The following is a 12,428-nucleotide window of genomic DNA, read 5'->3' on the forward strand; positions in this document are numbered from 1 at the left end:
TTAAATGATAGAAAGTTAAAGCCAACGGCTTAACAGCATCGATTGGCGCGTATTCTAGCAGAAAGCAAAACTTTAGGCAGAACAGATTGAATTAGGTTGCTTTGGTTTTTGCATTATTGAGTGAGATCGAGGTGAATTAACCCAATTATCAGTACAGATGCAACTGAGTTCGCAGTAATTAATATGTAATACCGCTTAAATATTGAGTGAGGTGATGTATTGCATTATTCTGCACAGCGTCAGTAAGCACCAACAAGGAATGTTCATGATGCTATATCGACCCTCATCCGGCTTGTTTACACAAGTTTGGATGCTCATCACTTTATTGATGACCTCTCTTGTTTCTCAAGCCTCATTGCTCGATGAATACATCTATGAAACATGGACGAGTAAACAAGGCCTGCCTCACAACAGCATTAACGCCATTGCACAAACTGAAGATGGCTACTTATGGTTCGCCACGTGGGAAGGGATAGCGCGTTTTAACGGTCGAGAATTTACTCACTTCACCCGTGATGAACACAGCAAAATGCGAGACTCAGGTACCCGCGCACTTTATGCAGACACAAATGGAGGTCTGCTAGCAGGTGGAGCGAGAGGAGGCATTGTTTACCGAGAACCAGGCAACTGGCAAGCCGTCGCACCTTTTAAAAACCTTGTTAACGCATTACTACGCGAGAAAAGTGGCGGCATGTGGGTTGGCTTGCAAGGTTTAGGGCTGGTTTATCGTTCTGATCTTGAAGCCAAAAATCAGGTTATTCTACCCTCAGTCAGCGTGTATAAATTATATCAGAGCCGGAATGGTGATGTTTTGGCGTCAACCAGCAAGGGTTTGTACCGGGTCTCTAACGGCCAACCCAAGTTAATCAGCCAGCGTGATAGGAAAGTCTTTTCTGCCGCAGAGGATTCGCAAGGCCGGATCATATATGGCGGAGACGACGGAGCGTGGCAGTTTTACAACGGTAAGATCAGCCGTATTGATGAACGACTTAATCATTTTAACATCTCCAATGTATTGGTAGACAACCAAGGTCAGTATTGGTTTGGAACCGTGAACCAAGGTATTTACCGCTACTTTAATTCTCGCTTAGCGTCCTTAACAGAACGCGATGGTTTACCACATAGCCGAATATTGTCTTTATTCCAAGATAGAGAAGCTTCGATATGGATAGGCACGAATACAGGGCTTACTCGCCTGCGTCATGCTCCATTTCGTAGCTGGGATACAACACGAGGCATGAGTGGCGATTACGTGCGAACGGTGATGCCATTGGACGGCGGGCAAACCTTGGTTGGAACGAGCAGCGGCTTAAGTGTGCTGGATGGGAAAAAAGTCACTAACATTACCTCTTTTGATGAGCAAAAGCAGACGCAAAGACAGCTGTCGATTTTGAGCCTAGCACCCAGTAACGATGGGGGCGCTTGGGTTGGGTCATACAGCCACGGAGTGTTTTCGTATCAAAATAAAACGTTATCACCGGTTTCGCTTAGCAACCTACCAAGCAATGAAGTCAGAGCGATTGCAGAGCAAGGCAATGGTACATTGTGGGTGGGAACAACCAGCGGTTTAATGAGATATAACGCCGACGGTTCTTATCAGCTATATAACAGAGGTAGTGGGCTTCCTGATAACTATGTCATGACTTTAACCATTGATCACTTGAATCAAGTATGGGTGGGTACGGGACGTGGTGTCGCCATGATTACTACCGATGAGGTGGGCAAAGAAAACGTCACAGAGTACGATTTAGCCCCATTTGAAAGTGCAGAGTACATTTTTGGCTTTTATTTGGAAGAGGGTTACTTATGGATGACCACAGACCGCGGCCTTATTCGCTACCGTTATCAAGATAAAACCTTATCTTCAGTTAGCCGTATTAATGGGCTACCTATCGACAAATTGTTTCAGATTGTTCCCGATTCAAGTGGCTACTATTGGCTGACTTCTAACCGGGGAATTTGGCGTGTGTCAATGGAAGACGCCCATGCAGTCGCCAATGGTGAGTTAGATACCATCGACTTTGAGCATTTTAGTGAAATTGATGGTCTGCCTACGGCTCAGCTTAATGGTGGGTCTAACCCAGCTGCGGCCGTTGATTCGAGAGAGCACCTTTGGTTTGCGACCGCGAAAGGAGTGGCTTCTACTCACCCAAGTCGGTTTAGATTATTGGTTACGCCAAGTTTTCCTACAGTGATTGAAACGGCTCTGTCGGATAAATCAGACATTAGTGTTTTTAGTTCTCGTCCCGTCGAACTTGAAGCCGGTAGTCAACGAATACAGTTTGAATTCGTTGGTTTAGGTTATATTTCTTCTCATGTAATTCGTTACAAAACCAAGCTAGAGGGGTTTGAAAGTGAATGGACTGAAAGGGGAGTGACCGGCCATGCGGAGTTTACTAATTTACCGCCAGGTAGCTACAATTTCGTGGTTAGTGCTTATTACCCTTACCACCCTAATTACGTTAATCAGGCGAATTTTGCTTTCACGATAGCGCCTTACTGGTGGCAGCGGCCTGTAGTTCAGGTTGGCATCGTTGCTTTGTTTGTAATGTCGATGATGCTATTAGTCACATGGCGCATCCACCTGTTACACGCAGCGAAACTAAAGTTGAAAAAGCAGGTTGAAGAAAAGACTCACGAGTTGCAATTACAGGCGAGTGCATTTGAGCAACAAGCAAGGGAAGATTTACTGACGGGCTTACCGAACAGAAGAGCATTTGATGACTGGATAAACGACGTGACGGAGCATCAAAGTGGTGAATCCTTATCGATTGTGATGCTCGATCTTGATCACTTTAAGCTGGTTAATGACCGGTTTACTCATATTGCGGGTGATCATGTATTAAGGCATGTAGCGACGATTCTAGATAACCACACCCCGAGTGGCGCAATGATGGCACGTTGGGGCGGAGAAGAGTTTGTTCTGGGCATTGTTGGGTGGAGCACAGACGATGTGTATCAAATCTGTGTGGGCATCAACAATGCCATTCGCAGCCACGACTTGTCATTGGTAGCTGATGGGCTAAGTGTCACCATCAGTATCGGTATGGTAACGGCAAGCACTTGTCACGACTTTGATGAATTACTCCGCTGTGCTGATAGCGCGCTATTTGAAGTTAAGAATTCAGGCCGAGATGGGGTGTCTCGATATCACTTAGAAGATAGTGAAGTAGAATTTGAAATGAATTAACGTTCCCTAGGTGAAAGGGGGCGAGTTTTAAGGTTCTAGTGATAATGTGATGTAGTTATTACATCAATTAGGTAAACTGCGCTCTCAAATGGAGAGCCGTATGAAACCCGCAATTGAAAACGTATTATTGCAGATCGCTTTGGATCTGAGTTCTAACTTATCTAACGACAAACACTATCAACGCTTGATCGACTCGCTGCATCAAGTGTTCCCATGCGATGCTTCGGCGCTGTTTGTGCTCGACGAGGAAGGGTTTCTCAAACCTGTGGCGATGCAAGGGCTGTCGCCTGCGGTATTAGGTCGTCGGTTCTTTCCAACCGCCCATCCTCGGTTGGAAGCGATATTAGCGTCCAAACATCCAGTTCGGTTTGAGTCAGCAAGTGAATTGCCCGATCCATTTGATGGCTTGATGCTTAATGACACCGTTAGCATTGACGTACACGACTGTTTAGGTTGCAGTTTGTATGTAGAGGACAAATTAGTTGGAGCGCTGACGCTTGATGCATTGAAAGTGGGTGCTTTCGATTCGATCGAGAATATTCAATTAGAAACCTTCGCGGCCTTAGCGGCAGCAACACTTCGTAACCGCTCTCAATTAGATGCGTTAAAAGCAAAGCACCGCCAACAACGATCTATTACTCAAACCTTGATTGAACAAGCACGTGTTCAGCAAGGCGAAATTGTTGGTATCAGTCCTCAAATCAACCGTTTAAGAACCAATATCAATATGGTTGCCCAGTCGGATTACGCAGTATTAATCAGTGGAGAAACGGGCACAGGCAAAGAGTTGGTTGCCCACAGTGTGCATGAATTATCGCAACGAAGTGATAAGCCGATGATCTACGTTAACTGTGCAGCATTACCTGAGTCTTTGGCGGAAAGTGAATTATTTGGTCACGTAAAGGGCGCATTTACTGGGGCAAACAGCCATCGTGCCGGTAAATTTGAACTCGCCGATGGTGGCACTCTTTTTCTCGACGAAATCGGTGAACTGCCACTCCTAATACAAGCCAAGCTGTTACGAGTGATCCAGCAGGGTGAAGTCCAACGAGTGGGTAACGACAAGCATTTGCTGGTGGATGTTCGTGTGATAGCCGCAACTAATCGTCATTTGGCAAAGGAGGTTGAACTGGGTAACTTCCGCGCAGACCTATTCCACCGTTTGAACGTGTTTCCTATTCATGTTCCTCCGCTCAGAGAACGTGAATCAGACGTGCCTGTGTTGGCTGGGCATCTGTTGGACAAAGTCCGGACGCAATTTAATGTTCATAATCTGCATTTGCACCCTAAATGTTTGACTCATTTAGAGCAGTCGTACTGGCCGGGGAATGTCCGCGAGTTGGAACATACCTTGATGAGAGTTGCGTTAAAAACCATCCAGCAGGGAGAGCATATTATTTCTCTTGAGCATTTTGTTGATGAACAGAATGTGGGTAATGATGTAAATATGACAACGAATTTTTTCCCACAAGAAAGCCAAAACATGCGCGACTTAGTTGAAGGGTATCAAAAGCAATTAATTGAACACGCTTTAAGCGAATCTAATGGGGTTTGGTCGCAAGCTGCTCAGTTCCTACAGATTGATCGAGGAAACCTCTATCGTATGGGCAAAAAACTAGGTATCACAAAGGCTTAGCTTTTCCAATTTTTGATGTAATAAATACAACGAAGGTGTTGTTATTATTACATCAGCACTAAAGGTGGGGTTTATATAAATTGTTTATATTCAACAGGTTAATGGTTGGCACGTCTCCTGCAATATAGCTGCAAAATAGATACGATGTTGGCAAGTGACCGACATCGATAATTAATCAATGGAGCGAGCAAATGTTCTGTATTCAATGTGAACAAACCATTCAAACCCCAACCATTAAAGGCTGTTCTTTCACACAAGGTATGTGTGGCAAGACGTCAGAAGTTTCTGACCTGCAAGATGTATTAGTGTACATGCTGCAAGGGGTTTCATTTTGGGCTGAATTGGGGCGTCAACTAGACATCGTTGTTGAAGAAATTGACCAATGGGCACCAAAAGCATTTTTCGCGACATTAACCAACGTTAACTTTGACCCAGCGCGTATCATCGAGTTTGTTCAGCAAGCGAATCAGTACAAGCAGCAACTTGAACAGTCTGTTCGCGCTGCAGCGACATTAGCAGACGTAGAAGTGCCAGCACTGTCACCTGCGGCTAAATTTGAGCTGCCAAGTGATCCAACTCAACTGTTGGCAGTTGCACCAGAAGCGGCGGTTAATCGCGGTCATGATGCGCTTCATGAAGATGTTATCGGTTTACGTCTACTTTGCTTATACGGCCTTAAAGGCGCGGCGGCGTACATGGAACACGCTTGTGTTCTAGGAGAAACAGATACGACGGTTTACGCGGAATACCACGAGATCATGAGTTGGTTGGGAACAGACCCAACAGACTTAGGTGAGCTATTAGACTGCTCAATGAAAATTGGCTTGATGAACTACCGTGTGATGGAAATGTTGGACGAAGGCGAAACAAAAACCTTTGGTCACCCAGAGCCAACACAAGTCAACGTAAAAACCATTGCTGGCAAGTGTATTCTAGTTTCTGGTCATGACTTACATGACCTTGAGAAAATCCTTCAGCAAACAGAAGGCAAAGGCATTAACGTTTACACTAACGGTGAAATGCTTCCTGCTCACGCTTACCCTGAGTTGAAAAAATACCCACACCTAGCGGGTAACTACGGCAGCGCATGGCAGAACCAACAAAAAGAATTCGCAAACTTCCCTGGCGCAATCGTGATGACATCTAACTGTTTGTTGAGCCCAGATGTTGGCCAATATGCAGACCGTTTGTTCACCCGTAGTATTGTTGGCTGGCCTGGTGTCGCCCACGTTGAAGGTGATGATTTTGGAACAGTCATTGATTGTGCATTGAACCTTGAAGGCTTCAAACATAACGAAATTGAGCACATGATCACCGTTGGTTTTGGCCGTAATGCCCTGATGGCTGCAGCTCCTGCGGTTATCGAGCAAGTGAAAGAAGGTAACATTGGTCACTTCTTCCTTGTTGGTGGTTGTGATGGTGACAAATCTGAACGTAGCTACTACACAGATTTCACTGCAGCAGCACCAGACAACAGCGTAATCTTGACTTTGGCTTGTGGTAAATTCCGATTCAACAAAAACGAGTTTGGCGACATCAACGGCATTCCACGCTTGTTAGATGTTGGTCAATGTAACGATGCTTATTCTGCAATCCAACTGGCACTGGCTCTGGCTAAAGAGTTTGATTGTGACATCAACGAATTGCCATTAACGCTTGTGCTGTCTTGGTTCGAGCAAAAAGCGATTGTTATTCTACTGACGCTATTCGCTTTAGGTGTTAAGGGAATTTACACGGGCCCAACAGCGCCGGCATTCCTAACCGAGAACCTGTTGTCTATTATTGAAGACAAGTTCGACATGCGTAGCATCACCAACGTAGAAGATGATATGAAAACCATCCTTTCTGCATAATTGATGAAATAAGAACGGCCTCAGATTACCCGCGCCTCAATTGGCATTAGGTATGGAGGCCGTTGTTCGTTATTCCTCTCCACCTACTACAAGAAGTGAACTCCCATGACATTCCAATGGCCAGAAAGCACGCCAGTTAATATGGTTTGCCAAAAAAAATGGTTTGAAACCGACGATACCGTGAGTGTATTGATTGCACCGGAAAATAACCCAAAAGGGTTTGATTTTAAGCCGGGTCAGTTTATTTCTCTTGGTTTAGAAATCGATGGAAAAACCGAATATCGAGCGTATTCCATCAGTTCATTACCTAAGCAAACTGCAATCCAATTGACCATTAAACGCGTTGATAGCGGCAAGGTTTCTAACCATATTGTGGATAGCTTGAATCCTGGTGACGTGGTGTCGGTTCTTCGACCTGCCGGTAGTTTTAACTCTATTGATAATGTGCCAAAACGCAAAGTGGCGTTGATCAGCGCTGGCTGTGGTATTACGCCCGTTATGTCGATGAGTAAGCAATGGCTAGCTAAGCAAGATGACATGGATATCAATTTTATCCATATGGCAAAAAGCCCAGAGAAAACCATTTATTTTGATGAGCTAGAACAGCTGGATCGAGAATTTGATCAGTTCGATCTCAAGTTGTTACTTAAAGATGCGAAACAAAGTAAGCATCCTCAAGGCCGCCTTGATTCGCAATGGTTAACTACGCTTTGTGACGATATCTTAGAGCGTAGTGTGTATTTATGTGGGCCTGTCCAGTTTATGCAGGACATGGAAAATAACCTCCGTGATCTTGGGTTTGATATGGCTCACTTCTACCAAGAAAGCTTTACACCTATTCAAACAGAGTTGAATTCAGAAGATGAACCGCAAGCGGCTAATTCAACGGTAACATTGAGCGTGCCGGCTTTTGATAAAGAAGTTGAATTAGAGAACGGTGCAACCTTAGTCGATGCTCTTGAAAGTGCGGGCTTACCGATCATTGTGGCATGTCGCAGTGGTATATGCGGATCTTGTAAGTGTAAAGTGACCAAAGGAGAGGTCGTTAGCACTAGTCAAGGAGCATTAACAGCTGAAGACATTAAGCAAGGCTACGTGTTGGCATGTTCTTCAAAAGTGCAGAGTGATGTTGAAGTAGAGTTGGGTTAGCTTGACTGCAAACCACAGAGCTACAATATGAAAAAACGCGACGGCTTATGCTGTCGCGTTTTTAGTTTACACATTCATTATTGTGTAAATAACAGTTAGTGCGTTACTTTCAGGTCGTAGAAGGTTGCTTGTACGTAATCTTCTAAGTCACCGCTTTTATTTTGGTTGTAAACACCGGCTTTAAAGTACATGTATTGGTCGCCAGCATCGTAGCCACTTTTAGACATATCGACGGTCTTCACTAGGTCTTCTTTACCGTCACGCATGATCGTAGCGGTAAGCGCATGACCGGTTACATTAATGCTGTAGCTGAACTTCTCACCTAGCTTGATGCCATCTTTTGGCTCGGCTGGTGTCGCATCTTGATTCCAGTAGTTTGGAAGTGAGTTGCCGATCATGTCGTACCATTGCTCTTTACCAAAGTCTTTTCTTGGCTCATGAGCGAAGTAGATAGAACCCGTTTCATGGTGAGGCAGTTTGCGGTAGTAAAGACGAATAGGCTCATCTTTATTGGCATGAATTTGACCGATGATCACACGGCCAGCCTGCCAGTTTTCACCGGTGGTGGTTACGTGGTCAACTTTCAATGTTACCTCTAACGTACCATCTACACCTGCTGCTTTATCTAAGTCAGCTTGAGGAGCAGAAGAAAATACCCAGTTGTTGCCGTTAACGCCTTTGGTTTTGTGTTGTGTGTCGCCACGGCGCATCATTTCACGTAGCTCTGAACGAGTGTATTTCGTGTTTTTGGAAGTTTTAGCACCGCCAATTGGGGACTTAAATACCATTCCGCCGTCTTCAGCTAGGTAGAAGAAGTCTGGGTCTGAGTAACCGCCTGCCAGCTCCTTTTCTTTAATTTGATCAGATTTTCCGTTGCCGTCTGAATCTACAGGGACGCTGATGGTCCAACCCAGTAGATCGAAGTTGTCCGATGGTACGCCATTCGCCTGTACAGAAGTACTTAGTGCTAGAGTTGCTGCAAATGCGGCAATTGTACTGAGTTTGAATTTTTTATTGGTAGCAGTAGGGGTAAATTGACCTAACATTGAATCCTCGTCTTATTTTAATATTGTATGATTAATTTAGGTGTGAAATATATTCGATAAATACAGAAAATGATACGCTAGAGATCAGAAAATAGGGCATGAAATGCTGTTTACATCACGTTTTGACAATTCATGAAATAGCGGGCGATGTAGACTTTACCTTTATTTACATAGCCGCATATTGTACGGGTAGGGTTTGGCGAGTATCATGTTAACCACATAATAAGTAAGTGTTAATTAAATGAAATCACACTTCAACATGGTCCTACTCTTTATCGAGGCTCAATATGACAACTAGCGGTAAACTTTCTTTTCCAACCATCCTTTTTCATTGGTCAACAGCCATTATTATGATTGCCGTGATCGCTATCGGTTTGTACATGGGTGACATGCCTAGAGGCCCGGAAAAAGGAGAGATGATCGGGTTACATAAATCATTAGGTGTGATCGCACTCGTATTTGCAACAGTAAGGTTATTGTGGCGTAAGAAAGAGGGGGCGATTCCTGCAATAGCAGAAATGCCTCGCTGGCAAGAAATCGTGGCTAAATCGGTTCATCATCTTTTGATGTTAGCAACTATCTTAATGCCAGTTTCGGGCATTATGATGAATACGGGTGGTGGGCGTGCTTTAAATGTCTTTGGCTTAGAATTAATTGCGGCCGGAGACAAAATTGAGTGGTTGGGCGAGCTGGGTGGAACACTGCATCACGTTAGCGCAGATGTTTTGTTAGCAGTACTCGCCCTGCATGTGCTGGGTGCGTTGAAGCACGAAGTGATCGACAAAGATGGCACCATTCGCCGTATGTTAGGTAAAAGCGTAAGCTGATAGCTGTATGCAACCGCATTAAATAAACTGTCTCATTTGAGCAAACAGGGTCTGAAATTCAGACCCTGTTTTTATTTAGTGCCTATTCTTGTTTAATCTTAACGGTTCGATTTAGCGATCACATTTTCTACATGGCCGCATAGGCTATCTGCTAGTTGGTGCGAAGCCAAGTTACGCTCAACAAGGTGTGAATCGAGAACTCCTTTTTCTACCACGCTAAACCAATCGTTCAACATGCTTTGAAATCCCTTGCTGGTTAGCATTGGCGTCCAGTCCTTCAGAGCAAGTTGTTGTTCTTGGTTGTTGCTGCATTCAGTACCCGTGACAAAGGAGTTGAACTGATAACTGGCATTGTTAAACCTAGCGGTCACTGTTTCATTCGTGATACCAAACATTCTATCCATGGAGGCACAAAGTAAGGTATTACCGTGCTGCCATTGAATGTCTAAACGCGCCAGTTGGTTGCCTTGCATCTGAAATCTGACGTCTGCATTTTCAATCTCAGACTTGGCATTCAAGTTAATGCTGTCTAGCGGGTGAATGAAGTCGTCAAAAATGAAAGTACGGATATCTCCGGGTTGATTATGACGATTCTTTTGCCAGTGCAGTGCTAACAGATTTTCGTTGTTACCCAGTTGCGTGTTCTCGCCGATATGTTGCTTATATAAAGGAATGTGCCTGCGGTTAAAACCGACATACAGTGGTTGTTGGTGTTTCTCTGCTAACTCATACAATCGTTCACAGCTGGATGCACTGTCTGCTAATGGTTTATCTACAAAAGTCGGGATGCCTTGGGTTAAGAAAAACGCGGCTATTTCAGGGTGGATGGCCGTTGCTGCGTGGATCATGACCGCATCAACCTTAAACTTAAGCACATCTTTATAATCGGTGCAGCTCTGTGTTATTCGATACTGTTGAGCAAGTACCGCAAGGGTTTGTGCATTACGAGTACAGAAAACCAGTTCTATCCCCGGCATCTGAGTAATGATTGGGAGGTAAGCTTTTTGGGCGATGTCGCCTAAGCCAATGATCGCTATTTTCATGGGGCCTCATTATGAATGCCAGTTTGTTACTGGTCGCGTACTGTTTAATGGCAAGACAGGTGTTGCCTTTATTGCTCAAGCATAAACGTTTTCTAAGCTATAAATAACACTAAGATTCCAAACTTTGACTCAGTAATGAATTATTGGATCCACTATAGTTAGTTGAAGTATGGATTGGTGGGAACGTAGCAATGAACGAAGCTCGGTTACAAGCAGCAGAAAATGACTTTTTGATCCGTTACCCCGGCGGCTTTCAGTCGCCAGAAATGGTAAAAATAGGCAAGAAACACAATGTCGATAAGTTAGTTGTGCAAGCCCAAGAAGCTTTCGCACCAGGGAAGTTCGCCCAGGCTCAGCAAGTGGCTGAAATGATGGTTAAGTTGGTTAGCCGTTCGTCTATGGTCTCAATGTTTGAAAAGCCGAAATTTAGAGATTATGTGAAAGCAATGACTCATGACGAGCGAGAAGCGTTGGCCTATTCATTAAAAGACATGCTTCACGGCGACAAAGAGTACGGCTTCAACATCATGTTAGATTTGCTAAGACCGGTGAAATTAGCTAAATGGTCGCTAATGACGATCCTTCCAGCCTATTACGCCCCTCTAGATGAAGTATTTGTAAAACCGACAACGGCCAAAGGCATCATTAAAAATTTTGAATTACAGGGTGTGGAATATAAACCGACACCGAGCTGGGAATTCTATGTGGAATATCGTGGCCAGATACTTGCCATGCGCGATAAAGTAGACAAATCTTTGTCGCCAAACAACGCGGCATTCAGTGGGTTTCTAATGATGAGTATGATGGAAGAGCTGTGAGTTATTGATAAGATTACCGCGCACCAAGCTAACCCCCTACGACTTAGGGAGCGTGTTTGAGCCGGTTTAGTTGGTACGGGCAGCAAGTACCATTTTATCGATAACTGGATGATGATCTTCGGTAACGCCGGCTAAATTACCGTATTTAGGTGCATGGCGATCGTTTTCAAGTGGATGCTGCCAGCCGATAGTATGTTTAACAAAATGCAATGCAAACTCTTCAGAAACTTCTAAACACCCGGCCATCACCGTATCTACATAAGTCTGCATGATTGGCATGTCTTCACAAGGTGGTTGCGGCTCATCTTTTATGTAAACCCAGATAGGTTTGCTGTTATCAAAGCTCACATCCGATTCAATTTGGCTTGGTTCAATGGTAAGGCGGTGGTAACCAATCTCTCTACGATCAAAATCAGCTAATGCATTGTCGTCTACTTCAATTAATACACCGTTTACTTGGCCATCGCCCTCGTTAACAACCAGAGGGGATAATTGGTAGCTGCCGTTGACTTTGCCCCAGTAACGCACAAGCCCGTGAGCAATCACCGGGATCGCTTTGCCAGTTTGACCAGTACGCTTTCTTGACGCGGAATTCATCAGACTGCCATATCCTAAAATGTACATAAAACCCTCATTGATAACGATTACGTTTTCCATCTAATCATGAACGGCTTGTAAATAAAAGGTGATTGTCTAGTTATGTAGCTTAGAGAGCGACGAACCCACTTATGTGGCATAGGTTAACTTTATGATGAATTTTTATACGATTCTTGATGACTATGAATCACCTCACATTATCTCGCTCTTTAAGCAGGCATTCTAGATAATGTAGCGTCAAGAAAGGCACGAATATGACTATTCCTATT

The 12,428-nt window shown here is 44.3% G+C and carries 9 protein-coding genes; 6 read left to right on the plus strand and 3 right to left on the minus strand.

Annotated elements, in window-relative coordinates; all coding sequences use genetic code 11:
- The first annotated feature begins 265 nt into the window (after positions 1-265).
- The 4 genes from QWZ04_RS21475 (at position 266) to QWZ04_RS21490 (ending at position 7,828) form a co-directional block, all read left to right on the plus strand.
- The gene (locus tag QWZ04_RS21475; protein ID WP_290330306.1) at positions 266-3,190 is read left to right on the plus strand and encodes a ligand-binding sensor domain-containing diguanylate cyclase; all 2,925 of its coding nucleotides are present in this window, start codon (positions 266-268) and stop codon (positions 3,188-3,190) included.
- A gap of 100 nt (positions 3,191-3,290) precedes the next feature.
- On the plus strand, positions 3,291-4,826 hold the full coding sequence (gene norR / locus QWZ04_RS21480; protein ID WP_290330307.1) for a nitric oxide reductase transcriptional regulator NorR: 1,536 nt from the start codon (positions 3,291-3,293) through the stop codon (positions 4,824-4,826).
- A gap of 191 nt (positions 4,827-5,017) precedes the next feature.
- A complete protein-coding gene (hcp, locus tag QWZ04_RS21485) occupies positions 5,018-6,679 on the plus strand; it encodes a hydroxylamine reductase (protein WP_290330309.1) in 1,662 nt (553 codons plus the stop codon).
- A 105-nt stretch (positions 6,680-6,784) separates the two neighbouring features.
- Positions 6,785-7,828 (plus strand): FAD-binding oxidoreductase, encoded by a 1,044-nt coding sequence (locus QWZ04_RS21490; RefSeq protein WP_290330310.1) that lies wholly within the window; start codon positions 6,785-6,787, stop codon positions 7,826-7,828.
- 95 nt (positions 7,829-7,923) lie between these two features.
- On the opposite strand, the gene QWZ04_RS21495 is transcribed toward QWZ04_RS21490, so the two are convergent.
- Positions 7,924-8,874 (minus strand): polysaccharide lyase family 7 protein, encoded by a 951-nt coding sequence (locus tag QWZ04_RS21495; RefSeq protein ID WP_435433646.1) that lies wholly within the window; start codon positions 8,872-8,874, stop codon positions 7,924-7,926.
- A gap of 287 nt (positions 8,875-9,161) precedes the next feature.
- On the opposite strand from QWZ04_RS21495, the gene QWZ04_RS21500 reads away from it, so the two are divergent.
- Positions 9,162-9,701, plus strand: coding sequence for a cytochrome b (locus QWZ04_RS21500; RefSeq protein ID WP_290330311.1), 540 nt, complete (start codon positions 9,162-9,164; stop codon positions 9,699-9,701).
- Between the two features lie 98 nt (positions 9,702-9,799).
- Here QWZ04_RS21500 and QWZ04_RS21505 read toward each other — a convergent pair whose 3' ends face one another.
- Positions 9,800-10,744 carry a Gfo/Idh/MocA family protein gene (locus tag QWZ04_RS21505; RefSeq protein WP_290330312.1) on the minus strand — a complete coding sequence of 315 codons (945 nt, stop codon included), beginning with the start codon at positions 10,742-10,744 and terminating at the stop codon, positions 9,800-9,802.
- A gap of 191 nt (positions 10,745-10,935) precedes the next feature.
- Here QWZ04_RS21505 and QWZ04_RS21510 point away from each other — a divergent pair, with 191 nt between their 5' ends.
- Entirely contained in the window at positions 10,936-11,562 is a 627-nt protein-coding gene (locus QWZ04_RS21510) for a hypothetical protein (RefSeq protein ID WP_290330313.1), read from the plus strand.
- Positions 11,563-11,628: 66 nt separating this feature from the next.
- Here QWZ04_RS21510 and QWZ04_RS21515 read toward each other — a convergent pair whose 3' ends face one another.
- On the minus strand, positions 11,629-12,186 hold the full coding sequence (locus tag QWZ04_RS21515) for a gamma-glutamylcyclotransferase family protein (protein ID WP_290330314.1): 558 nt from the start codon (positions 12,184-12,186) through the stop codon (positions 11,629-11,631).
- Positions 12,187-12,428: the final 242 nt, after the last annotated feature.

It is taken from the genome of Vibrio tapetis subsp. quintayensis (assembly GCF_030409945.1).
In the GTDB taxonomy this organism is placed as follows: domain Bacteria; phylum Pseudomonadota; class Gammaproteobacteria; order Enterobacterales; family Vibrionaceae; genus Vibrio; species Vibrio quintayensis.